Origin of the sequence: Larkinella punicea (genome assembly GCF_003334855.1) — a bacterium.
Lineage (GTDB): Bacteria > Bacteroidota > Bacteroidia > Cytophagales > Spirosomataceae > Larkinella > Larkinella punicea.
Genome location: NZ_QOWE01000001.1, coordinates 70,036 through 96,740, shown reverse-complemented (window position 1 = coordinate 96,740; position 26,705 = coordinate 70,036). Strand labels below are relative to the sequence as shown.

General features: G+C 52.6%; 13 protein-coding genes. 2 read left to right on the top strand and 11 right to left on the bottom strand.

Going from position 1 to position 26,705, the window contains the following annotated elements:
* Positions 1–18: 18 nt before the first annotated feature.
* From DUE52_RS00340 to DUE52_RS00325, 4 genes are all read right to left on the bottom strand, one after another.
* Positions 19–2,451, bottom strand: a complete 2,433-nt coding sequence (locus tag DUE52_RS00340; RefSeq protein ID WP_114403953.1) for an ABC transporter permease — start codon at positions 2,449–2,451, stop codon at positions 19–21.
* 80 nt (positions 2,452–2,531) lie between these two features.
* Positions 2,532–4,937, bottom strand: a complete 2,406-nt coding sequence (locus tag DUE52_RS00335) for an ABC transporter permease (RefSeq protein ID WP_114403952.1) — start codon at positions 4,935–4,937, stop codon at positions 2,532–2,534.
* Positions 4,938–5,162: 225 nt separating this feature from the next.
* A complete protein-coding gene (locus tag DUE52_RS00330) occupies positions 5,163–7,613 on the bottom strand; it encodes an ABC transporter permease (protein WP_114403951.1) in 2,451 nt (816 codons plus the stop codon).
* Between the two features lie 29 nt (positions 7,614–7,642).
* Positions 7,643–10,069 (bottom strand): ABC transporter permease, encoded by a 2,427-nt coding sequence (locus DUE52_RS00325; protein ID WP_114403950.1) that lies wholly within the window; start codon positions 10,067–10,069, stop codon positions 7,643–7,645.
* A gap of 256 nt (positions 10,070–10,325) precedes the next feature.
* Here DUE52_RS00325 and DUE52_RS00320 point away from each other — a divergent pair, with 256 nt between their 5' ends.
* Positions 10,326–10,919, top strand: coding sequence for a Uma2 family endonuclease (locus DUE52_RS00320; protein WP_114403949.1), 594 nt, complete (start codon positions 10,326–10,328; stop codon positions 10,917–10,919).
* Positions 10,920–10,991: 72 nt separating this feature from the next.
* Here the strand turns inward: DUE52_RS00320 and fdhA are convergent, their stop codons facing one another.
* Positions 10,992–12,182, bottom strand: a complete 1,191-nt coding sequence (gene fdhA, locus DUE52_RS00315; RefSeq protein WP_114403948.1) for a formaldehyde dehydrogenase, glutathione-independent — start codon at positions 12,180–12,182, stop codon at positions 10,992–10,994.
* 46 nt (positions 12,183–12,228) lie between these two features.
* Complete coding sequence (locus DUE52_RS00310) at positions 12,229–12,639, bottom strand: GlcG/HbpS family heme-binding protein (protein ID WP_114403947.1); 411 nt, start codon at positions 12,637–12,639, stop codon at positions 12,229–12,231.
* 184 nt (positions 12,640–12,823) lie between these two features.
* Between DUE52_RS00310 and DUE52_RS00305 the strand changes: the two genes are divergently transcribed.
* Complete coding sequence (locus DUE52_RS00305) at positions 12,824–13,741, top strand: AraC family transcriptional regulator (protein WP_229312014.1); 918 nt, start codon at positions 12,824–12,826, stop codon at positions 13,739–13,741.
* 415 nt (positions 13,742–14,156) lie between these two features.
* On the opposite strand, the gene DUE52_RS00300 is transcribed toward DUE52_RS00305, so the two are convergent.
* The 5 genes from DUE52_RS00300 to DUE52_RS00280 form a co-directional block, all read right to left on the bottom strand.
* The gene (locus tag DUE52_RS00300) at positions 14,157–16,616 is read right to left on the bottom strand and encodes an ABC transporter permease (RefSeq protein WP_114403945.1); all 2,460 of its coding nucleotides are present in this window, start codon (positions 16,614–16,616) and stop codon (positions 14,157–14,159) included.
* Between the two features lie 113 nt (positions 16,617–16,729).
* Positions 16,730–19,105 carry an FtsX-like permease family protein gene (locus DUE52_RS00295; RefSeq protein WP_114403944.1) on the bottom strand — a complete coding sequence of 792 codons (2,376 nt, stop codon included), beginning with the start codon at positions 19,103–19,105 and terminating at the stop codon, positions 16,730–16,732.
* 110 nt (positions 19,106–19,215) lie between these two features.
* Complete coding sequence (locus tag DUE52_RS00290; RefSeq protein ID WP_114403943.1) at positions 19,216–21,624, bottom strand: ABC transporter permease; 2,409 nt, start codon at positions 21,622–21,624, stop codon at positions 19,216–19,218.
* A gap of 105 nt (positions 21,625–21,729) precedes the next feature.
* Positions 21,730–24,138 (bottom strand): ABC transporter permease, encoded by a 2,409-nt coding sequence (locus DUE52_RS00285; RefSeq protein WP_114403942.1) that lies wholly within the window; start codon positions 24,136–24,138, stop codon positions 21,730–21,732.
* Between the two features lie 104 nt (positions 24,139–24,242).
* Positions 24,243–26,660 carry an ABC transporter permease gene (locus DUE52_RS00280; RefSeq protein WP_114403941.1) on the bottom strand — a complete coding sequence of 806 codons (2,418 nt, stop codon included), beginning with the start codon at positions 26,658–26,660 and terminating at the stop codon, positions 24,243–24,245.
* Between the last annotated feature and the right edge of the window lie 45 nt (positions 26,661–26,705).

Genomic DNA, 26,705 nt, shown 5'->3' with positions numbered 1-26,705 from the left:
GGAGATTGGATAGTTCAGTTATTCACTCCGAAGACTTTTTACCGGGTTCGTCAAAGCCGCTTTAATGCTCTGGAAACTCACGGTTGCAAAAGCAATGACAAGGGCCAAAACGGCTCCGGCTCCAAAAATCCACCATTCAATATCAACTTTGTACGCGAAATCCTGCAACCACTTGTCGGTAAAGTAATACGCGATCGGCGACGCAATCAGGATGGCGACCAGCACCAGCTTCAGAAAATCACGGGTCAGCAATCCCACAATACCAACGACCGTGGCTCCCAAAACCTTACGAACCCCCACCTCTTTTATTCGTTGATAGGCAATCAGGGTCGACAACCCAAACAAGCCCAGGCAACTGATCACCACGGCCACCGCCGTTGCCAGATTAATGACCTGGGACATATTCCGATCACTGGCGTAGATTTCTTCCAGCGTGCTGTCGTAGAACTTGTATTCAAACGGTTCGGTGGGGTAGAAGCTCTTCCAGATTTTTCCGATCTGCTGGATGGCTGTCTGCCACTGTTCCGGATTCGATGTGTTAAGTTTGATGTTGAAGGTCGTCAGGCTATTTTTGTTCGTCATCAGCAGAACCGGATCAATTTTCTGGTAGAATGAGCCGATGTGAAAATCTTTCACCACGCCGACAATCGGGATCGGATGTCCATCAAGCTGTTGAATGTATTTTCCAATCGCTTCCTGGGGTGACGCAATCCCGAATTCGTGCAGGGCTGTTTCGTTGATGATGTATTCGCGGGCGGTGTCGGATGCCGTCAGATTCCGACCGGCCAGCAGCGGAATTTTATACATCGCCAGCAAGGTCGTATCGATGTATTTGAGATACATTCCCTTTTCAATCACCTCGCCTTTCTTCGTTTTATACTGATAACTGTTGCTGCTGAACGACTGGTTCATGGGCGCATTGCCCAGCGCGACACCGGCAATACCGGGTTGTTTGGCCAGTTCCTGCTGCATGGTAAACTGGCGATGCTTGTAGGCGGGTTTGTCGCTCAGTTTCCAGGGAACGTTGACCAGCAGAACTGCTTCCCGGTTGAATCCCAGGTCCTTATGGAGCAGGTAATTCAGTTGACGTCCCACCAGCATCGTTCCGACAATGAACAGTTGGGCGATCACAAACTGAAAGACAATCAGGCTTTTGCGCATCGTCAAACCGCCTTTTCCGACTTCCGCCGTGACCTGTCCGCGCATCATGCTCACGGCCTGAACGCGGGTGACGAGCCAGCCGGGATACAGGCCGGAAAAACCGGTAACCCCCACCACCAATACCACCAGAAAAAGGGCCATCTTTCCGTAAGCTGGATAGGCATTCATGCCGTCCGGAATCAACTTCTCAAAATACGTCAGCGTCCACTGCGACAGGAAAGCCGAAAGCACAACCGCCAGGATTGTGATCACCAGCGTTTCGCCCAGAAACTGCCGGATCAGGTGCCAGCGCGAGCTGCCCAGCGTTTTGCGGATGCCAACCTCTTTGGCCCGTTGCGGCATCTGCGCCGTGGTGAGGTTAATGTAATTGATACAGGCCAGCAGCAGCAGGAAAGCCGCAATACCCATCAAACCGTAGAGCACATTCCGGTTGGCCTTGCGCATGTTTTCGCCGTATTCCGTCGAAAAATGCACCTGCGCCAGCGGAAGCAGTTCATGCCAGCGTTTAAAGTGGTATTTTTTCATATTTTCCGCGCCATTCAGGGCAGAAATCGCATTGATCTGCTTCAACACCTTCGCCGGAACCGCATTTGGTACCAGTTGGATATACAGCATGTTGTTGGAGCTGACCCCGCCCCAGTTCGGGTTCCGGTTGGTCGTTCCTTTTATGGGAAAGAACTCCTGGGCATCGAAACTGCTCGGAAAACCGAGGTCGGCCACCACGCCCGAAACCCGCACGGTGACGGTATCGTCGTAGATGATCGTGCGGCCCAGCACCTTGGTCATGGGAACGCCCGGAAAATATTTTTCCGCCCGACTTTGCGTCAGAACCACCTGGTTGGGCGCATCCAGGGCCGTGGCCAGGTTGCCGGCCAGCCAGCGGTGCGGCACCATTTCAAAATACTGGTTGTTGGTGACAATGAGCTTTTCCGGTTCTGAAAACTGATTGGAACCGGCTTTTCCGCCCGGAATGAGAACGCTCTGTTTCCAGTGATCCCAAACTGGCACTACCTTCTCCAGACCCGGCACCTGCTCATTGATCGCTTCGGCCATCGGCATCGGCACCCCGGCATTTTTTCCCTCATTTCCCTCCGACTTGAAATGGCTGACCACCCGGTAAATCCGCTCACGATTGGGCTGTTGGGTATCGAAGCTGAATTCATAGCTGACAATCCGGTAAATGACCCAGCACCCGCTGATGCCAATGGCCAGTCCCAGGATGTTGAGGGCAGTGAATAACCGGTTCCGCCAGAGATGACGCAGGGTGGTTGTGAGGTAGTTGTGAAGCATTTTAGTGATGAGTTAAGAGTGAAGAGTTAAGAGTTAAAAAGAAATGCGTCAGCAACTCATCACTCTTAACTCTTCACTGATTATTCCGAACGAAGTGAGGTTACCGGATTCATGAAAGCCGCCTTAAGGGATTGAAATGAAACCGTTAGTACGGCAATCGCCAACGCCAGTACACCGGAAACAACGAGAATGCCGACACCAATCGAGGTACGGTAGGCAAACCCGGCCAGCCAGCCGGTCATTAAATACCAGGCGAGTGGCACCGCAATAACAATGGAACACAGCACCAACCGGATGAAATCTTTCGTCAATAAAAAGACAAGGGTCGAAACATCGGCTCCCAGCACTTTCCGAATTCCAATCTCGCGCGTCCGGCGGGCCACGGTGAATGAAATCAGGCCCAGCAAGCCCAGCGAGGCAATAAAAATGGCGAGTCCGGCAAACAAACCGAAAACCGTACCAAATTGCTGATCCGATTGGTATTGCTGGTTGAAAAATTCGTCCAGAAAGAAATATTCGAACGGGTTTCCGGGAAATGCCTGCGTAAACTGACGCTCAACGCCTGCGATCGTAGCGGGCAAATCGTTCGCTTTGACTTTTAGTGAATAATAATTCAAATTCCGGAGCGCATTCTGTCGGCCATATATGGACAGAAAAGCCATCGGGTCATTGGCCCGTTTCAACCCCTGCTGGTGATAATCCTTCACAACGCCAACAATATGGAGGGGCGTATCGCCCGAAATGATCTCTTTGTTCAACGCATCTTCCGGCGATTGGAAACCGAACGTCCTGGCGGCTGTTTCGTTCAGCAGAATCGCCATCGTATCGGTTCCGAAACTGCGGTCAAAATTCCGGCCGGCCACCAAACCAATTTTGTAGCTACTCAGAAAGTCGTTGTCGATCGAGGTCATAAACATGGTGGTGAAATTTTCCCGACGTTGGTCTTTTCGACGGAAACTGCTCGTCCACAGAATTTCAATGCCCGGCACATACGCCGAAGCCGTTGCGCTTTCGGCCAGATTCTGCTGCCGGAGCATTTGCTTGAAGGTTTCGGAGCGGGTTGCCAACGTAGAATCCGTCACACCGGGCGCATTGACCACCAGCGTCTGTTCTTTCGCGAAACCCAACTCCTGCTGCTGCATAAACCGGAGTTGTTTGTAAACCGTCAGCGTTCCGATGATCAGCGTGACCGAAGCCGCAAACTGCACCACAATCAGGCCCTGCCGCAGCCCCGCACCCCGTGTGGTTTGGGCAAACCGGCCTTTCAGAACTGCAATTGGCTGATAGTCGGACAGGATAAAAGCCGGGTATAAACTGGACAAAATCGTTCCCCCGAAAAAGATCAAAAACCCGTTGATCCACAGCCGGTTTTCTGAAAATTGTGTAAAATCGAGCGGTTTTCCGGTCAAGTCGTTAAAGGCCGGAAGGAGTGCCCAAACGAGGCTAACCGCTACCCCAAATGCCAGCAGATTCAACAGGAAGGATTCGAAAACAAACTGCCGGATCAGGCCCGCGCGCAAGGCACCAACCACCTTGCGAATACCAACTTCCTTCGCCCGGTCGAGCGCTCGGGAGGTCGAGAGGTTGATGTAATTGATCCAGGCAATGATCAGGATGGCAAAGGCTACCCACACCAGAAACTGCACGGTTTGGCCGTCGCCATTCACTTCGGCTTCCTGATTCAGGTGTGATTCCAGGTGAATGGTGCGCAGCGGTTGCAGCAGCAGAACGCTCCGTTTGCCCGACCGCCGGTACCAGTCGCCGTTGTATTTCATCAGCATGGCCGGTAATTTGGCTTCCAGCCGTTGCGGATCAGCCGTGGGCCGGAGTTTGACGTAGGAGAAAAAGTCGTACCAGCCCCAACTGGTTTGCGCGTCTGGTTCCGTGCGGTACGAAAACAGAAGGTCAATTTCGAGGTGGGAGTTTTTGGGGTAATCTTTGAATACGCCCGTTACCAGATACGAATCACTATCCAGCTTCACCATTTTATTCACCGGGTCGGCCGCACCGAAGTATTTCCGGGCCGTCGATTCCGACAAAACCACCTTTTTGGTGCCCACCAAAGCGGTTTTCGGATCGCCCTTCAACAAACCGATGTTGAAAAACGACAACGCATTGGAGTCGGCAAAGAAGAAATTCGTTTCCCGAAAATGCTTATCACCAAAGCTGACAACGCCGTTATTGGCATCGTAGAGCCGGGTAAAATCCTCGACTTCGGGATAGTCTTTTTTCATCGTCGGCGCGATAGCCGGATACGACGTCGCCGACCGCCAGGCCAGCTTTCCTTCCTGATACCCATCAAGTTCAACGCGGTAAATCCGGTCGGCGTCGGTGTGAAAATTGTCGTAACTTCTCTCGAACGTCACATACAGTCCGATAACCATGCAGGCAGCCATCCCAACAGAAAGCCCCAGCAGGTTGATGAGCGAGAAAAACCGCTGATTGCGGAAGTTCCGCCAGGCGATTTTGAGATAGCTTTTGAACATTTTAGTTAAAAGTTAAGAGTGAAGAATTAAGAGACTGTTCAAAAATCTTATTCTCTCTCTTTCGGATTTGCCCCCAACCCCCTGAAGGGGGCTAAAACATCCGGATCAGAAGCTCCCTTCAGGGGGTTGGGGGCGGCATAGAAAGTATGATTTATAATTTTTGGACAATCTCTAAGAGTTAAATAGAACTGCGTCAGCAACTCTTAACTCATCACTCTTAATTCTTCACTCCGAACGAAGTGAGGTGACCGGATTTTTCAGGGCGGCTTTGATGCTTTGGAAACTCACCGTCAGCAGGGTTACCAAAACCGCCAGAATGCCTGCCAGCGCGAACATCCACCATTCGATGTCAATTTTATAGGCAAACTCCGCCAGCCATTTCGTCATGGCCCACCACGCCAGCGGTGAGGCAATGACCAGCGCGATGATCACCAGAATGACAAAATCACGCGAGACCAGCCCGACAATGCTGCTGACGGTGGCACCCAGCACTTTGCGAATGCCGATTTCCTTGGTTTTCTGCTGCGTAACGAGCGACACCAGACCGTATAAACCCAGGCACGAAATGAGAACCGCCAGCCCGGCAAAGTAGCCGATGAGTTGACTCAGCCGTTGCTCGTTTTCATACAGCCGGGCGAGGTTATCGTCCAGAAACTGCGAAGCGAAGCCTTTTTCGGGAAAATACCGATCCCATTCCTGCTGAATGTATTTCAGGGTTTCGGCCCGGTTTTGCGACTGAATCTTGATCGAGAAAAGCCGCAGCAACGGCTGGTCGATGGTCATCAACATGCCTTCGATGGGGCGTTGCAGCGACTGGTTGTGGAAATCTTTCAGAACGCCGACGATCTTGCCCTGTTTGCCTTCCAGATTGACCGACTTGCCGACGGCTTCGGTGGCCGATTTCCAGCCCAGTTGTTTCACCCCGGTTTCGTTGATCAGAAAAGCCGCCGTTTTATCGGTTGGAAACGACTCCGAGAAATCCCGCCCGGCCACAAATTTAAGTCCGTAGGTTTGGGCAAAGTTGTGATCGACGCCCATTGTTCCAATAAAAACATTCTCGTCGGGCGAATGGCCCTCGGCGATGACATTCCGCCGAACCGAACCAGAACCCATCTGCTGGGTCGACAGCGTTACCTGCCTGATCTGCGGGTTTTTGAGCAGAATATCCCGGAACGTCCGTAACCGCAAATACGTGCTGTCGGAGCGGTTGGCGAAAACGTTGGTAATCTTTTCGTTTCGCGTATTGGCCGTGATCATGAAGTCCTTTTCAAACCCGAGCGGGCGGTTTTTCATGTATTCCAGTTGCTGGAAAGCCACCAACGCGCCGATGATCAGCGCAATTGAGGCCACAAACTGCGCGCCGAGCAACACCTGCCGCAACCGCCCTCCCCGGGCTTTTCCACTGACGAAACTGCCTTTCAGGGTCGCGATAGGCTGAAAACCGGATACGAAGAAAGCGGGATAACTGCCGGATAATAAACCGGTCAACAACGCAATGCCGACAAATAGCACCAGCAAACCGGCGTCGGACAGGAAGTAGCGAATGGTCAGTTCTTTGCCGGTCAGGTTGTTGAGAACCGGCAACAAAACCGCAATCAGAACGAAGGAAATCACCAGGGCGATGACGCTCAGCAGGAGAGATTCGCCCAGAAATTGCGCAATCAGTTGCTGTTTTTCACTGCCTAAGACTTTCCGAATACCGACTTCTTTCGCCCGTTTGAGGGAGCGGGCCGTCGAGAGGTTTACAAAATTGATGCAGGCAATCAGCAGGGTAATCACTGCAATGCCGAGAAAAACGTAAATGTAGGTCATGCTGCCGGGGGCTTCCGGGGCACCCTGCGCCCGCGAGCGCAGGTGAAAGTCCCGCATCGGGTCCAGCGCATATACAATATCTTTGGCGAACTGCTTGTCGGCATGCGTCAGCAGAAACTGCGGAAACCGGGCATTGACCGACTCCGGCGAGGTTCCGGGGCGCAACAGGACGTAGGTGTAGCCGTGGGAAATGACCCAGTTTTGCGGAAGGTTTTGCCGAACATTCTCACTTTCAGTAGCAAACATGGTTTCGTAATTCGACAGCAGGTCGATGTGAATGTGCGAGTTGTCCGGAAATTTTTCCACCACGCCTGTCACCCGCAGCGGATGCTGGCCTTCGTAGAGCAGGGTTTTGCCCAGCGGACTGGTTTTGCCGAAATATTTCGCAGCCATTTCATCGGTAATCACCACCGTGAATTTGTCCTTCAGGGCCGTACGCGGATCGCCTTGCAGGAACTTGAAAGAGAATATGTCGAGCAGGGTTGAATCGCTGAAGAAAAACCGTTCCTCGTCGAATTTGACGGGTTGTGATTGCCGGTTGTCCATCAGCTCGATGGTGGCGCTGCTGCGGTAGACCCGGGCTGATTTCTCGATTTCCGAAAAATTGGAGGTCAACAAGGGCGAAACCGTGGGGGGCGTCAGGGCCAGCGGTTCTTCAAGTCCTGCGAATTTGGGCAGGTAGCTGATGCGGTAAATCCGGTCAAATTTCTGCTGAAAGGTGTCGTAGCTGAGTTCGTGCCGCACGAAGAGCAGAATCAGGAAACAGCAGGTCAGGCCGACGGTTAAACCGACGATGTTGATGAAGGAAAACGTCTTCTGCCGCAGCAGGTTTCGCCAGGCGATTTTCAAGTAATTCTTAATCATCTCATAGGATAGGTTTGGTACTGAGGACTTTATTCACTTTTTAAACTCTTCACGGGATTCATCAACGACGCCCTGATCGACTGGAACGAAACCGTTAGCAACGCGATGCCAACCGCCAGAAAAGCCGCCAGGACGTAGATCCACCAGGCGATTTCGATGCGGTACGCAAAATCCTGCAACCAGTAATTCATCGTCCAGCCCGCGATGGGGAAGGCAATCAGAACCGAAATGAAAACCAGTTTCAGGAAGTCTTTCGAGAGCAGCACAACGATGCTGGACGAGGTGGCACCCATGACCTTCCGAACGCCAATTTCCTTCGTGCGCTGCTCGGCGGTGAACGTGGCCAGCCCGAACAGGCCCAGGCAGGCGATAATGATCGAAATGCCGGCAAAAACCGTGAAGAGCCGACCGGTTTTTTGCTCCGCTTCATACAATGCCGCAAAGCGATCATCCAGAAACGTGTAGGTAAAGGGTGCCGGAGGACTCAGCGCGGCCCACTTCTGTTTGAACGATTCGACAACACCGGAAGCATCGTCGGCTTTCACCTTCACCTGAATGGCCCCCGAATTACCACCCAGAATTAGCATGAGCGGAGCGATTTTTTGCCGGGCCGAGGCATAATGAAAATCCTTAACGACGCCGATTACCGTAAATTCCCGACGCCCGGAACGGACGATGGTTTTGCCGATCGGATTGCTGCGCCCCCAGCCCAAATCCCGAACCGTGGCTTCGTTGATGATCACGGCGGAAGAATCCGTTGAAAACGCCTTCGAGAAATTCCGCCCCGCCCGCAATGAAATGCCCAGCGTGGGCAGATACGCGTCGTCGATGCGAAAAACCGTAGCCTGAATATCGTTGGTATTGGCCTTTTTGACCGGATCTTTCCCGAAGATCTGGGTACTTTCCTGCGTCTCGGTACTGAGCGGAATGCTGCGGGAAAGACTCGCCTGAACCACGCGGCTGTCCTGCCGTAACTGATCTTTAAAGGCGGTTTCGTTCGTTCCCAGCATGTAGGTGTCGTGAATGACCAGAACCTGCTCTTTATCAAAGCCCTGCGTTTTGGTTTGCATGAATTTCAGTTGCTGGTACGACACCAGGGTGGCAACGATGAGCGCCCCGGAAATGGCGAACTGAAAAACCACCAGGCTACTCCGTAAGCCACCGCGACCGGCGCTCTGGAGAACCGATCCGCCTTTGAGAACGGCGGTAATTTTGGAGAAAGCGAGGAAAAAAGCCGGGTAGATGCCCGCCAGAATACCGACGACAACACCGAACGCCAGAAAACCGGCAATGCTTTTCGGGTTGAATACCGCAGACCCTTCAATTTGTTTCCCGGCCAGGTCATTGAAAAAGGGGAGAAGCACCGTCACCAGCCCAACCGAAAGCAGCAGGGCCAGAAACGTAATGATGACCGATTCGAGCAGAAACTGCCCCATCAACTGGGCCTTGATCGACCCCATCACCTTCCGGATACCAATTTCTTTGGAGCGTTTGGCGGCTCCCGTCGTAGACAGGTTGGTGAAGTTGACGATGGCCAGCAGGAGGATGAAAACCGCCAGAACGCTGAAAATATAGACGTAGCTGATGTTGCCGTTGGGTTCCAGTTCGTACTTCGTGGCCGAGTGCAAATGAATGTCGGTCAGCGGCTGGAGGAAAAACCGGAAGGTATCGACCGATTTCTGCGCTTCGGCCCGGCTAACGCCCATGTCGTGCTGAATTTCCGGCACAACGTGTTCGGCAACCAGTTGTGGGAATTTCGCTTCCAGTTTCTGCGGATCGGTGCCTTTTTTGAGCACCAGATACGTGTAGCAGCCCACGTTGCTCCAGGTCTGGTTCTGGGCGTATTTTACGTCGGCGGTGCTGAAAAACAGGCTAAAGTGAAAGTGCGAATTCTTCGGAATTTCGCGAATGATACCGGTGATTTTGCGGACATCGCCGTTACTGCCAAAGGTTAGCAGTTTGCCGAGCGCGGATTCATTTCCAAAAAAACGTGTAGCAAATTCTTTCGTTACTACTACGGAATTCGGCTCTTTCAGGGCGGTTTTTGAGTCACCTTCCAGAAACGGCAGCGAGAAAATCGTCAGGAAATTGGAGTCCACCACGGCAATGGATTTTTCCTTGATCTGCTTCTCTTTGTAGCGAATAAAAACCTGGTTCCACCGCAGCAGCCGGGTGGTTGCCTCGACCTCCGGGAACGCATTTTTGATGCCCTGACCCACGGCAACATCGACGTTGGGGAAGTCGGTGATGGCATCATTGACCGTCAGATGCAGACCAACCCGGTAAATCTGGTCGGCTTGTGCCGGATACCGGTCATAGCGTAGTTCGTCTACAACAAACGCGGTAATGAGGATGCAACAGGTTAATCCGACCGATAAACCGATGATGTTGATGAGCGAAAACACCTTGTTTTTGACAAGGTTCCGCCAGGCGATTTTGAAATAGTTTTGTAGCATAATCGGCCGGATCAAAGGAATTGAGACAGGTACCGACCTAGCCCGACCAAATGATATACCAGATTTTTAATCCGTTGATAATCAATTTTATAGGGATTGGAAATAAAATAAAATGTCCGTAAACGGACGCGGACCGTACATTTACGGACAGGTTGGTTTTGGTGGTGTTTGGCATCGACCTCCGGGCGTCGAATCGGCCCTATTCGGGCTTGCCAGCCTGGTCAATTTTGTCTATATTTGATCAAAACAGTAGCTTATGATACCTGCACCACCCGTTACGCGCGTGTCCGAAGAAGAATACTTTGCGCTCCTGAAAGAATCTACTGAGAAACTGGAATACCACGATGGCGAGGTTGTCGCGATGGCCGGTGCTCAACTACCGCATAATCTCATCGCCAGTAATCTGATTGCATCCTTATGGAACTGTCTTAAAGACGGAGATTGCCTTGTTCTAAACAGCGATCAACTGGTGCATCTGGCGGATTGCTACAAATACGTCTTTCCGGATCTGGCCATTGTCTGTCAAAAACCCATTCTGACGGAGTGCCACGGCTTGGATGTGCTGGAAAATCCGGAAATTATTGTCGAGATCCTGTCGGATTCAACGGAACTGTTTGATCGTACGGAGAAATTTGACTGCTACAAGCAAATTGCCAGCGTGAAAGAATACGTGCTGGTCGCATCCAAAAAGAAAAAGGTGGAAGTTTTTCGGCGAACCGAGTCGAACGAATGGTTGCTACACGATTACCTTCCTCAGGATGAGGTTGTTAAGGTCGGGGCCTGTACGCTGCTGATGGACGATATTTACCGGAAAGTTGGTTTTGAACAGCAGCAAGTTGGACAGAAATAGTTTACTATTGCCCGAAAAAGAAAATGAAGAGTTATGCGTGTAAGTTAACTCATAACTCTTCACTTTTAACTTTTAATTCGGAATCATGCCGTGCGGATCGATTACGAATTTCTTAGCCGCTCCTTTATCAAAATCCTGGTAGCCTTTCGGCGCTTTGTCCAGGCTGATCACCTCCACATTCACGGCTTTGGCAATCTGGATTTTGTCGTACAGAATGGCGTTCATCAACTGCCGGTGGTATTTCATGACCGGACACTGACCCGTATAGAACGAGTGCGATTTGGCCCAGCCCAAACCAATCCGGATGCTGAGGCTTCCTTCCTTGGCGGCATCGTCGGCGGCTCCCGGATCGCCCGTTACGTACAGCCCCGGAATACCGAGTGCGCCCCCCGCCCGGGTAACGCTCATGATGGCATTCAGAACCGTGGCCGGCCGTTCCGTACCGGCATCCGAACCGTGGCCGCGGGCTTCAAAACCGACACAATCGACGGCGCAATCGACCTCCGGCACCCCAATAATTTCAGCAATCTGGTCGGCTAGTGGCGTATCTTTCCGCAAGTCGACAATTTCGCAACCAAAGCTTTTGGCCTGTTCCAGCCGCTCGGGAATCATGTCGCCAACAATGACGACAGCCGCGCCCAGCAGGTGACACGAAGCCGCACAAGCCAGCCCGACCGGACCCGCTCCGGCCACGTAGACAATGGAACCCGGTCCCACACCCGCCGTGACGGCACCGTGGTAGCCCGTCGGGAAAATGTCCGACAGCAAGGTCAGGTCCCGAATTTTGGCCATTGCCTGGTCTTTATCTGGAAATTTCAGCAGGTTAAAATCGGCATAAGGAACCATCACATATTCGGCCTGACCGCCAACCCAACCGCCCATATCGACGTAACCGTAGGCCGCGCCGGGCCGGGCGGGGTTGACATTCAGGCAGATACCAGTTTGGCCCACTTTGCAATTCCGGCAACGTCCGCAGGCAATGTTGAACGGAACCGACACCAGGTCCCCTTCTTTGACAAATTCCACATCGCGCCCGGCTTCGATCACCAGGCCCGTGATTTCATGGCCCAGCACCAGGCCCGCCGGGGCGGTGGTCCGGCCCCGCACCATGTGCTGGTCGCTGCCGCAGATGTTGGTTGAAACGATTTGCAGAATGACGCCGTGGTGGCACATCCGGTCGCCGATCGCCAGTTTGGGGTATTCAATGGACTGTACTTCCACCACACCGGGTTTAATGTACGCAACACCGTGGTTTTGACACATACTTCAAGGGTTTAGAGGGTTTAGAAATTCAAACAATGGTACTGATTTACTGAACTGCTTCGGCCCCGGCTTTGGCGACGGCATGGTCGTTTTCGACGGTGCTGCCAGATACGCCGATGGCTCCAATCACGTCGCCGTCGGCATTCTTGATCGGAATACCGCCCGGAAAAGTGATCAGTCCACCGTTCGCGTGTTCGATGTTAAACAGCGAGCCACCCGGTTGTGATAACTTTCCGAGTTCACCCGTGTTCATATCAAAAAAGCGGGCGGTTTTCGCCTTCTTCTGCGAAATATCGACCGATCCCAGCCAGGCGCCGTCCATGCGGGCAAAAGCCGTCAGGTTGGCCCCAGCGTCGACCACCGTGATGTTCATGACGGTTCCCAATTCTACGGCTTTGGCTTTGGCGGCTTTTACCGCAACCTCAGCCTGTTCTAATGTGATGCCAGTTGTGCTCATGATTTCGTTCTTTTAGATAAAGTGACCAATCTGTTGGTTCCTTCGGTGAACCTGAGCAAAACTAGGCAATCAGAAAAGCTTCTAGTTACACGATAATACCAACAAATACTACTATTATCCAATCCTATCGTAGTGATCAGTAAATTTTCTTATCAAAAAACGTTTATAAGGCATACCCTGAAACATGATGAACAACGGATTTCCCTTACAGACCATCAATTTGTCGGACACCCGAGAGCTGGATTCGCTGGTCGAACACCGGCGGGTTTTTACGCTGAATCACTGCGAATTGAATATTTTCGAAACTTATCGGCCATGTTCCGACGTGGTGTTGTCGTACAACGGCCTGGTTATTACAAGCATGTTGCGCGGGAAAAAGGTGATGCATTTATCCCAGAAACCCGGTTTTGATTTTCTGCCCGGCGAAACCGTCATTTTGCCGGAAGGCATTTCGATGAAAGTGGATTTCCCGGAAGCCGACGAGCGGCACCCGGTACAATGTGCCACCATTGCCCTCGACTGGCATGTGGTGACGCAAATGCTGGATTTTCTGAACGAGCGCTATCCCCGAAAAGATGAGGGAGGGGAGTGGAAGCTGAATTTTAGTCAGTATCATTTTTACAACAATCGGGAGCTGGCCAACGTCATGAACAAGCTGATCAACATCAGCATGGAAGACGATCTGGCCAAAGACGCCCTGGCCGACCTGACGCTCAAATCCCTGCTGATCCGGGTGATTCAGACGCAGAATATGGCGCTGATCGAAGACGGGCTGGCGATGAACAACCGGTTTGCCGCCGTGGTTGAATACATCCGCGAAAACCTGACGGCGAAAATCAGCGTCGAGGTGCTGTGTCAGAAAGCCTGCATGAGCAAATCCGGTTTTTTCCGAACCTTCAAAGAGACTTTTGGGTTATCGCCGGTGGAGTTTATCATCCGCGAACGGATCGGATTGGCCAAACGCCTGCTGACTAATCCAACGGCTACGGTCACCGAGGTGTGCTATCAGGTAGGGTTCAACAACCTGCATTATTTTTCGCGGCTGTTCAAAATGCTGGAAGGCGTGACGCCGACAGCCTATCGCCAGACGGTGGGATCGTGATAAATAACTGGTTACACGGGAGCTACAAAATGACACGTCCCTACGGGACTTTCTACCGTAGAAGCGAACCAATTTCTACAAAATGGGCCATCCCTCCGGGATTTTTTGGTTTTGCGCGAACCAATTTCTACAAAATGAACCATCCCTCCGGGATTTTTTTGGTTTTCATTCGGGCAACCTGTTATGCCATCCGTCCCGTCGGGATGACCCATTTTGTAGAAACCAAGTCCGCTTCTGCGGAGGATGAATCCCGTCGGGATGGTCCATTTTGTAGGAACCATGTCTGCTTCTATGGAGGATGAATCCCGTCGGGATGGCCCATTTTGTAGGAACCGCGTCTTTGCAGGAACACCGAAACAATCCCATCGGGATGATTCATTTTGTAGGAACCGTTGGAACGATTAGTCCCTGGTTTTTATTCCGACCGCAAACTCTTCACCGGATTCATCAACGCGGCTTTGATGCTTTGAAATGAAACCGTGGCAAAGGCAATGGCGACGGCGGCAAAACCGGCGAGGGCGAACATCCACCATTCTACGTCGATTTTGTAGGCAAAATCCTGTAGCCACTGGTTCATGCCGTACCAGGCGATGGGCGTCGCAATCAGAATGGAGACCAGAACCAGTTTCAGGAAGTCTGTCGACAACAATCCGACGATGTTGCCCACCGACGCGCCCAGCACCTTGCGAACGCCGATTTCTTTCGTTCGCTGGTTGGCCGCAAACGTAATGAGGCCGAACAGACCCAGGCAGGAAATGAAAATGGAGATGGCGGCAAAAATCCGGAAGGCGTCGAATACCAGTTGCTCGATCAGGTAATTTCTCGCCAGATCTTCGTCGAGGAAGGTATATCGATACACATCGTCCGGGAAAATCTGTTTCCAGGTTTGTTCAATCGCCTGGAGGGCTTGTCGCAGGTTCGGTTCATTGCCGGTGTGCGGGATGAGTTGGAGGTGAATCTGTCCGTAAAATCCGGTATTCCAGCAGAGCATGACACACGGTTCAATGACGTTTTGCAACGACCGGTTGTGAAAATTCTTCACCACACCCAGAATCGGCGCTTCTCCTTCGTTGATGACAACGGTTTGACCAATAGCGGTTTCGGGCGTGAGTCCCAGCATCTTCACCATCGTTTCGTTGACGACAAACCCGTTAAAAGGCTGGCCGTTGGGTACGATATTCGAGGTCGTGAACCAACGGCCGCTGACTAGCTGAAGGCCAAAAAGGGATTGATAGTTCAGGTCCACTACTTTGAATTCGGCCTGCCGTTTCATTTGCTCCGACTCCGATTTCAGGCGAAAATCCGTTCCGTAATGATTTTCAGTCAGGGGAGTGCCCGACGAAAAGCTCACGTTTTTGACAGCCGGATTTTGCAGTAACCGTTCCCGAAATACCGTCAGCTTGCTGTCCTGCTGGTTGCGCGGACTATTGATCGTCATCACCGCATCTTTCGTAAAACCCAATTCCTTTTGCTGGAAAAATGCCATCTGTCGCGAAACCACCAGCGTGCCGACCAGCAAGCTGTAGGTAATGCAAAACTGGAGAACAATCAGCCCCTGGCGCAGCGAAAACCCTTTTTGGGGGGCCGAAAACGTATTTTTCAGGGCTTTGATGGGCTGGAACCTCGACAACACAACCGCCGGATAGGAACCCGCTAAAACCGCCACGACGCCCACCAGACCCGCCCCAAACCACCAGACTGTGTAATCGGCATGCAGATCGAGTTCGATGAGGGTCATGGATTGGTTGATCAAAGCAAGCAACCCGTTCAGCGCACCCAGCGACAGGATTCCCGCAACCACCGTGATCACCAGACTTTCGCCAATGAACTGAACGAACAATTGCCGTTGCGAACTGCCCACTACTTTCCGGACGCCCACTTCCTTGCGCCGTTGAATGGCCTGCGCAACGCTGAGGTTGATGAAATTAAACGCTCCGATCAGAATCAGAAAAACCGCCAGACTCGCCAGCCCGCCCAAAACCGTGCGGCTGATGACGTAACTGCCAATATTCTCGCCATAACGCGTTTCGGTATGCACATCGGCCAGCGGTTGCAGCACGTAGGTTTTACGGCGAATGTCTTCGGCGTTCATGTATTTTTTCTGCAAGGCCACCAGTTTTTCCTCAAACGCCTGCGGATCAGCACCAACCGGTAGCGTGACGTAGGTGGTACCCTGGTAGTTGCCCGACCAGTTCGTCGCATAATACGGGTTATTGGCTTTGTAGAATTGGTAATTGATCAGGATATCAAACAGCAGATTGGTATTTCGGGGTGGGTTTTGAATGATTCCCGACACCACCAGCGGGTCTGAATTGTTGATGGTCAGCGTTTTCCCAAGCAAACTTTCGTAGGGAAGGGCGGCTCCGGCAAAATACCGTTCGGCCATTTTCTGGGTCAGCACCACGGCGTTGGGTTGCTGAAAGGCTGTGGTGGCATTGCCCGCCAGCCAGATTCCGTCCGGTGAAATCGCTTTAAAATCGAACGTTTTCAGGTAGTGGGCGTCGGCAAATAGCACCCGTTTTTCATCAAACCGGTACACCGTTCCATTTCCATCCGTCGAACTGATGATGCGCGAATCGGGGCCAGCGGTTTGCGTCACGCCCACCCCCGGAATCTCCCGGCGAATGGCTTCGGCCAGCGGATAGGCGGTGCTCGACCAGTATTGAACCCCGTCGGCTTTCCGGTTGTGCTCCACAATCCGGTATGTTCGATCGGCATTTGAATGGAAATGATCGAAGCTCAGTTCATACCGGATGAATACGTAAATGACCAAACAGCAGGTGATTCCCAACGACAAACCGAGCACGTTGATCAGGCTGTAGGAGCGGTTTTTCCACAACGTCCGCCAGGCGATTTTGAAGTAGTTACGGAGCATTTTTAGTGAAGAGTTATGAGTTAGGAATTAAGAGTGAAGAATTAAGAGTTGGCTGACGCACGTGTTTTCAGCTTGCGTCAGCCAACTCTTAATTCTTCACTCTTCACTCTTTGTTATTCCGAACGAAGTGAGTTAACCGGGTTCATCAAGGCGGCTTTGATGCTTTGAAAGCTGACCGTCAGACCGGCAATGACCAGGGCTGAACCACCCGCCAGCGCGAACATCCACCATTGGATTTCCACTTTGTATTCAAAATCCTGCAACCACTTGTCCATCGCGTACCAGGCAATGGGCGAAGCAATCAGCATCGACAGCACCACGAGTTTCAGGAAGTCTTTCGACAGCAGCGTGACAATACCGGAAACGGAGGCTCCCAGCACTTTGCGGATGCCGATTTCCTTGGTACGAGCCTCCACCGAGAACGTGATCAGGCCGAGCAGGCCCAGACTGGCCACCAGCAACGTCAGGCCCGTAAACCCGTTGAACAAGCGCATCAGTTGCTGTTCCTTGGCGTACAGTCTGTCGTAGGCATCGTCGAGGAAATAATAATCGAAGGGCACAATGGGCTTGCTGCCGTCGTAAAGGGCTTTCAGTTTTTCCAGCGATTTTTCCACGTCCGTATGAGCATTGAGCCGAACCAGCAGAAAACCGCCGTTGGCAACCAGCGCCCGGGCCGAATCACTGACAACGCTCAGTTGCATGGGCGAAACCGGCCCGTGCAGACTTCGTACGTGGAAATCGGCGACCACACCGGCGGTTTTCGCCCCTTTAAACGGCGGAGCCTGTTGCTGCGGATTGCCCTTGATCCCGGCTTCTTTCATCAGCGTCTGGTTGAAAACTGTCAGTTCGTTTGTCACCGGTTTTTGTTCCCAGCCGACGGGCGCGTACAACCAGCGAATGCCCATCATTTTGAAGAACGTTTTGTCCACCGACAGGACATTCACCATGACCTGTTTTTTGGTTTTTTCCGTCTTCATAAACCAGGTAGAAATGTTGTCGGTAAACAACGCCGTATTGGAAACCGCCACGTTTTCGGGACCCGCCCATTGCCGAACGGCGTCACGAAGGGCCGGAAATTGCGTCGCCATTTCAGCATCGATTTTCATCGCTACAACTTGTGATCGGTTGATGCCCAGGTTTTTAGTGCGTAAAAACCGCATCTGGGTATACAACACGATGCTGCAAATCAACAGGCCAATCGAGGTGGCAAACTGTACGGTGGTGAACACCCGCCGAACCGCGGCCCCGCTTCGTCCCGAACTCATCGTGCCTTTCAGGACTTCCTGCGGCCGAAACCGCGACAGCAGCAGGGCCGGATAGCTACCCGCCAGCAGCGAACAGCCCAGCCACAACGTCAGCAGCAACATCCAGTAGGATCCCTGTTGCAACACCCGGTTGTCCATGTGCAGGTCCAGCGCCTGATTGGCCCACGGAAACAGCGCCTGCAAAATGCCCAGCGACAGCGCAAACGCCAGCGTGGTGGTCAGGAACGATTCCGTAAAAAACTGGCCGATCAGTTCCCCGCGTTGTCCGCCGACCGCTTTCCGAACGCCCACCTCCCGGGCGCGTTTGGTGGCGCGGGCGGTGGTCAGGCTCACGTAGTTGATGACTGCCAACGCCAGAATGACGAGGGCGACGGTCAGGAGAATATAGAGTGATTGCCGGCCGGTTTTGGGTGCCATCCGGCTGTCGAGGTGCAGCGCAGGCATGGCTTCCAAAATGTAGTTGGCCGTCATATCCACGAACTGAATCCCGGCTTTTACTTTTTTGAGCTTGGCTTCAACCTGGGCGACATGGGTTCCCGGACGCAGTACCAGGTAATGGGTCAGAAAACCGGCTGATTTATAGACGCTTTGCGCCGTTGCTCCCAGCGTGGGCATTGAACTGAGTGAAACCAGCGCGTTGAACTGAATAACCGAGTTGGTCGGCAGGTCGTCGAGCACGCCGGAAACCGTGAGCGTGTAGTGTTTGTCGTAGACCAACGGGCGTCCGATGGGATACTGGTTTCCGAAATACTTTTCGGCCAGCGCGCGGGTCAGCACGATGCGGCCCGGTTCGCTGAGCGCCGTCTTCGGATTTCCGCTGAGCAATCGAACGCCCAGAACCGACAGAGCCGGGCTGTCGGCAACACCGATCTTTTCTTCCTTAAACCGGTGTTTTTCATCCGATTGCAACACAACATCGCCAAACCCTTCGGATAACCGCACCACCTCTTCCGCTTCCGGAATCTGTTGCTTGATGGCCGTAGCGAACGACTCGTGCAAACCGGCCATCATAAATTCCTCACCTCCGTAGTTGGCAACGGAAAGCAGACGGTAGGTTCGCTCGGCAAACGGATGATGGCGGTCGTAATGGAATTCGTGCCAGACGTACAGGGCAATGAACGTGCTGACGGCCAGTCCGACGGTTAAGCCGAGGATGTTCAGGAGGCTGAACAACGGGTTGTATCGCAACTGGCGAAGGGCGATTTTGAAGTAGTTCCGGATCATAAGCTTTTTTAGTTAAGAGTGATGAGTTAAGAGTGATGAGTTATGACGGGGCGCCCGTGCGATTAAAGAAGAATGCGTCAGCCAACTCTTAACTCTTCATTCTTAACTCCTTATTCCGAACGCAGTGAGGTAACCGGATTCATCAAAGCCGCTTTAACACTTTGGAACGAAACCGTTAAGAACGCAATGAAAACCGCCAGCGACCCCGCCAGCGCGAAAACCCACCACGACAATTCTACTTTATACGCAAAATCCTGCAACCAGTTTTTCATCACGTATCCCGCAATGGGCGTGGCTATTCCGATGGAAATCAGAACCAGTTTCAGAAAATCTACAGAAAGCAACCGGACAATGTTGGTAACACTGGCTCCTAATACCTTCCGAACGCCGATTTCCTTGGTACGCTGTTCCGCGGTAAAAGCCGCCAGCCCGAACAAACCCAGGCAGGCAATCAGGATGGCAAAGCCGGTGAGAGCCAGAATGATTTTGCCCATACTCAGCTCATTGACGTACAGTTGGCGGTAGGTTTGATCCAGAAACGCATACGAAAACGGTTTGGCGGTTTTATAGCGATCATACACCTGCTGAATGGACGCCAGCGTTTCCGAAGTGGGTGCCCCTTTGGCCAGCTTTATGTATAAATAATCCCGGAAAGTCGTATCACTCCCGACAAACAAAGCCATGGGTGCAATGCCATAAGCCATCGTCATGAAATTAAAATCCTTCACAACGCCCACTACGGTTTTTGTCATTCCCCGCCCTAAATCAAGGCTTTGTTCGTAGTTTTTTGGGTCGACTCCCAGTTGTTTCGCTGCACTTTCATTGAGGACGATCTGGTTAGTGGTCGCCCAATCAAGCCCTTTTCGGGGAGCGATGGCCCACTTGATGTTCATGGTTTCGATAAATTCAGCATCTACCGTATAAGTGGTAGCGATCACTTCTTTTTTGCCATCCATTCGTTTCAACTGCCAGCTACTCGAAAAGGGACCATACATCAGCAGGGTTGAAGCCGCAACCGATTCAACGCCTTTCAACTGATTGATCTCGGCCCGAATGGCTTTGCTGTATTTATCCAGACCGTCTTCCGGGTCCAGATGTACCGTCACCACCCGCTCGCGATCAATGCCGAGGTCTTTCTGCAGGAACAGATCCAACTGGTTTTTAATCAGAATAGAACCGATCATCAGCGCAATGGAAACCGTAAACTGAAAAACCGTCAGCCCTTTCCGAATCCGGAGCGCACTACCCGCTGCGCTGAATTTGCCTTTTAACGACTGGATTGGTGAAAAACCGGAAAGCAGCAAAGCCGGGTAACTTCCCGAAAGCAGAATGCTCAGGATGAAAAATCCAGCCGTCGGAATCAGGAAGAAGGGGCTTGTCAAAAAGTTCGGGTCGATGGTGATTTGGAGTGTATTGCAGAAAACCGGTTGCAATACGGTGAAAATCAGCATGGCAAGACAGAAAGCGAGGGTTACATACAGTGCTGATTCCAGGTAAAACTGAACGACGAGTGCTTTGCGGGCGGCTCCCACCACCTTCCGAATGCCAATTTCCTTCGCGCGGATTATAGAACGCGCCGTGGTCAGACTCACGTAATTGATGAGTGCCAGGAGCAGAATGAGTCCACCGACCACTGAAAAGATACCGACCCGTTTGTAGGTTAGGTTCTGGACGCGAAAATGATAATCGAAAAGCGGATAGAGCCGGTAACGGTCTCTACCATCTTTAATCATCTCTTCTTTACTCAGCAGCGATGGTATTTTCTGTTCAATGTCGTGCGTGGTCGTCCGGGCACTGAGCAGAAAATACGTTTCATAACTTCCGCCGGTTCCCACGCTCTCCTGAATTTCGTCGGCTTTCTTTTCGCCCAGAAAACCGGCATGCCAGTTCCGTTCAATCGCGCGATGGGTGGTCATATCGCCCAGAAAATCAAACTGGATGGACGAGTTGAACGGCGGATTTTTTACCACACCGACCACTTGTAACCGGTGGGCTTTATCGTACAGGATCGTTTTTCCCAGCGGGTCCGCATCACCGAAATACTTGCGGGCCATGCGCTCGGTCAGCACCACCGTGGCCGGGCGGGTCAACACGGTTTTGGGATCGCCTTTCAGGAGTTGAAAAGAAAATAACCGCAGAAAACCGGGGTCGGCAAACCGGAAGTCCGATTCAAAGGCTTTGTGGTCGGCATCGCTCTGAATCAGTTTGCTGTTAAAGCCTTTTTCCGTCAAACGGGCAAAGTCGTCAACACCGGGGCAGGCGGCTTTGACCTTTTCGCCAAACCGGTATGACATCGTGGGGGCTGAAAACGACCGCTCGCCCTCCTCGTGCCGGAGTTCCACCTTCACGATCCGGCGGCCATTGGCGTGAAACCGGTCGTAGCTGTACTCATGGGCAACATAGAGCACGATCAGCAAGGTCACGACCAGGCCAATGGCCAGACCCAACACATTGACCAGACTGATGGTGCGGTTTTTCCAGAACGTCCGCCAGGCGATTTTGAAGTAGTTCCAGATCATAAGCTTTTTTAGTTAAGAGTGATGAGTTAAGAGTTGGCTGACGCAAGCTGAAAACACGTGCGTCAGCCAACTCTTAACTCATCACTCTTAACTCATTATTCTTTTTCATTCCGAACGCAGTGAGTTAACCGGATTCATCAAAGCCGCTTTGATGCTTTGGAACGAAACCGTTAAGAACGCAATGGCAACGGCAATGACTCCGGCGATGACAAATACCCACCACTCGACCTCAATTTTGTAGGCAAAATCCTGCAACCACCGGTTCATGGCCCACCACGCCAGGGGCGAAGCCAGCACGATGGCGATCAGAACCAGCTTTAGAAAATCTTTGGAAAGCAGCAGGACGATGTTCGGCACCGATGCGCCCAGCACTTTCCGAATGCCGATTTCTTTGGTGCGCTGGGCGGTTGTATAGGCCGATAAGCCGAACAAACCTAAACACGCGAGCAGAATGGATAGAAAGGAAAAGACGCTGAAAATCTGGCCCGTACGGGTTTCGGCGGAATAGAGCTTGTTGAATTCTTCGTCCATAAACTCGTATTCGAACGGGCGGGAGGGGACGACTGCTTTCCACTTTTCTTCCATAAACTGAAGCGTAGCGGGCAACCGGCTTCCCGACAATTTGACCAGCAGGACATTGCCACTGGCTTCCGGAAAAATGACCAGCGAACTGATTTTCTGTTTCATGGAGGCAAAGTGGAAATCTTCGACCACGGCGCCAACCGTACCGGGCCGATCTCTACCCATGTCCATTTTCTGCCCAACCGCTTCCTGGGGCGTCTTCCAGCCCATTTCTTTCACGGCGGCTTCGTTCAGAATGAAATGAAAATGAAGCAGGCTGTCGCTGCCGGGCGTGGTCGCCTGCTCCAGATCGGTCGGTGTCCAGTCGCGACCCGCCACAATCCGAAGGTCCATCGTTTTGACGAAATCCTCATCGGCGGGCAGGGCCGTCACCGATTTGTACTGGTCGTCCGGGGTGCCGGTTCGGTGCATGCCGTAGCCGCCGTTGATGTAAACCGGTGATTCATAAGCCCGTGTCACCTGCTGCACATCGGCGTTTCGTTTGAATTCGGACTTTAAGGCCCGGATTTTTTCGTTCACCTGCCGGTCGGCGGGCAACACCAGTACATGATCTTTGCTGTAACCCAGTTTTTTGTCCTGAATGTAGGACAACTGGTTGCGAACCAGCATCGTGCAGACAATCAAAAAGGCGGTGATGGCAAATTGAAACACGATCAGCGCCCGGCGAAATTGCCCCGCTCCGGCGGTTTTTAAATGCCCTTTCAGGACATGAACGGGTTCATAGCGGGCCAGCACCAGCGCCGGATAACCGCCCGCTATGAAACTGACCAGCAGCACAATTCCCATCAGAAGCAGCAGATTCCGGGATTCCATCAGAACGTCGAACGAAAATTCCCGGTCAGACAAGTCGTTGAAAAGTGGAAGACCCAGGTAAACCAGCAACAAACCCAGCCCCAGAGCCGCAAAGGTGACGATCACCGACTCGCCGATGAACTGCCCGAACAATTGTCCCTGCAACGCGCCCATCACCTTCCGAACGCCCACTTCCTGCGCCCGCTCCACGGCCCGCGAGGTGGCCAGGTTGATGTAATTGACGCAGGCAATGATCAGGATCAACACCGCCACAGAGCCGAAAATATAGAGGTAAACCAGATCGCCGTTGGGTTCGAAATTACCCTCGACGTCGGAGTGGAGATGCACCTTTTGCAGCGGTTCGAGGTGGTAGGTCAGGTAATTACCGCCCGTCATCTCTTCCTTGCTGAACTGCGTTTTCATGAAACCCGGAATCTTGGCCTGTAGCGTGGCAATCGACTCCGGTTTGCGCAGCAGCAAATAGGTGGCATAATTGGCCGAAAACCACTGCTCGTTTTTCGACGCGGAGAGGGTCGTAAACGAAGCCAGCAGGTCGTACTTGATTTGGGAATTGTCCGGGCAATCTTCCACCACGCCCGTGACGGCATAGTCTTTGTCACCACCCCCGGCGTTGATCCGGACGGTTTTCCCGACCGGGTTTTCGTTCCCGAAATACTTTTTGGCCGACGACTCCGACAGGACGACCAGATTGGGGCCGGCCAGGGCGGTTTTCGGATTTCCCTGTTTCAACCGAAACGAGAAGATGTGGAACAAGGCTGAATCGGCGTAGACCACTTTCTTCTCACTGAATTTCCGGTCGGCATAACTGACCACAGCCTGCCGGTTTTCCATCCGGACGCCCGATTCTACTTCGGGAAACTGCCGCCCGAATTCCGGGGCTACCTTCGTTCCGGTTTGCGGGACTTTGTTGACCTGCCCTTCCATGCTGTATTCCATCACGACCCGCACCGTCCGGTCGGCTTTCTGCTGAAAGGAATCGTAACTCAACTCGTGCGAAATGTACAGATACAGCAACAGACAGGACGCCAGCCCGACGGCCAGTCCGAACACGTTGATCCCGGAAAAAACCTTGTTTCTCCACAGATTGCGAAAGGCGATTTTGAAGTAATTTTGTAGCATATGGTTTTTAGTTATGAGTGAAGAGTTATGAGTGAAGAGTTATATGCGTCGGACAACCGCTCGGGCGGCCAAATCATAACTCTTCACTCATAACTCTTTATTCTTCATTCCGAACGAAGTGAGGTAACCGGGTTCATCAATGCCGCTTTGATGCTTTGAAACGAAACCGTGGCAAACGCGATCAGGATGGAAACGACGCCGACCAGCCCAAACACCCACCATTCCACGTCGATTCGGTAACTGAATTCCTTCAGCCAGCTTTCCATCGCATACCACGCAATCGGGGTCGCAATGACGAGCGCCAGCAGCACCAGTTTCAGAAAGTCTTTGGAAATCAGGGCGACAATTCCCGTAACGGAGGCTCCCAACACTTTCCGAACGCCAATCTCTTTGGTGCGCCGTTCGATGGTGAACGTGGCCAGTCCCCATAAACCAAGGCAGCAGATTACCAGCGCAATACCGGCAAATACGCGGAGAAGCGCGAATTGCCGCTGTTCGTCTTGGTACAATTCCTGCAGGCTGTCGTCCAGGAATTTGGCGTCAAACAGGCTTTCCGGATACATTTCTTTCCAGGCGGTTTCAATAGCCGCCATCGTGCCCGTATAGTTGCTCGTCCGCAAGTTGAGTCCGACGGAATAGTAGAATTCCGGCAGGTTCATCATCACCATCGGCTCGATGGGATTGTGGAGTGAACTGGTGTGAAAATCCTTCACCACGCCCACGACTTCGGCTTCAATGTCGTTGATACCCACCCGGATCCGACGCCCCAGAATCTGTTCAGGTTTGGCATAGCCCAGTGCCTTGACGGTATTTTCGTTCACCACAAACGCATACCGGCGCTTTTCTTCCGGTATGGAACCCGAAATCGCCACGGTATCGCGGTGTTCGAGGAAACGCCCGGCGACCAGCTTTAAACCGTACGTCTTGAGGTAATCAGCGTCGGCCAGTTTGAGCGAGATGTTAATTTTCTTCGTCGGATTCGCCGGGTCGGGGCGCATGTCGGTACCGAAATTGTTGGGCGATGTCGGTGCTCCCAGCGCAAACGAAAGGTGCTCGACCCCCGGAATCTGCCGCAGCGACTGCCCCAAAACCACCATTTTCTTCGAATCCGGGATGGCAACCGTCACAATGGCGTCCCGTTTGAAACCCAGGTCTTTCTGCCGGAAATAATTCATTTGCCGGTAAATGATCAGGACGCCCACCGCCAGAATGAGGGATATGGAAAACTGGAAAACGACCAGTCCCTGCCGCAGCCAGACGCGCCCGGAGCGAAGACCACCCGCTTCCGTAGCGGTTTTCAACGCGCGAATCGGTCGGAAACGGGCGAGGAAAAACGCCGGATACAAACCCGCTAGCAAGGCCGTGAACAACGCCAGCGCCACCAGAATAGCGCTGGTCTGAAGCCACTCCGAGGTAATCTGTTTCTGCAAAAAATCGTTGACAACCGGCAAGAGGAAGTTGGTGAGCAGCAACGACAGCAGGGCCGAAATGCCGGTCAGCCACAGGGCCTCGCTCAAAAACTGCCAGACCAACTGCCCTTGCGTGGCACCGATCACTTTCCGGACACCCACTTCCTTGGCGCGCGTCATGGCGCGGGCCGTCGACATATTGATGAAATTAACGCAGGCAATCAGCAAAACAAACAGACCAACGGCACCGAAAACGTAGAGATACGTGGGCGAAATGGCAGCCGTCAAGATGGTGCCTTCGTAGTCGGGGTTGAAATGAATGTCGTGGAGCGGCTGGAGAACCAATGTGCTGGTTTCGCCGTCGCGGCTGGAAAAGTATTTTTTCTCAGCCTGCCGAAGCCGGGCGGCATACTGCTCCGGCGACTTGCCCTCGGGCAAAACCGTAAACACACTCCCGCCCGAACGAAGGCCCCACTGGTCGATGCCGAACGAGAAGAACGTTTTCATCGACACAAAAGACACCAGCATCGTTACCGGAAAATTCGTTTGGGAAGGCATGTCCCGCATGACACCCGCCACTTGCACCTTTAGATCGTTGCTGATTCGCAGCGTTTTGCCGAGGGCCGAAGCCGAGCCGAAATACTTTTGAGCGGTTTTCTGGGTTAAGATGACTTTATTGGGTTCGGCGAGAACGTTCTTCCCGTTTCCTTCGACCATTTCAATATCAAACAGGTCGATGAAGTCGGGTTCCGCAAAAACGACGTTGTCTTCTTTCAGAATTTTCTGGGGCGAAACCAGCACGGAAAGGTCGCGGTCAGCGTGAATGCGGGTCACTTTCGGCCAGTCGGCAAAGTCGGTACGCATCGCGGGTGCCAGCGGATAGGGGGTAATTCCCGACTTTTCGGCCTCGGCACCCGTCGTTCGGATGAGGTTCACGCGGTAGATCCGGTCGCCCTGCTTCAGGTGACGGTCGTAACCCCATTCGTTCTGAACAAAGAGCAGAATCAGCAAACAGGTCGTTAGGCCGAGCGTCAGCCCGATCAGGTGAATACTGGTGGTGGCCGGGTGTTTCAACAGGTTCCGCCAGGCGATTTTGAAGTAGTTACGCAGCATGTCCTTTTTTAGTTACGAGTTAAGAATGAAGAGTTAGGAGTTAAA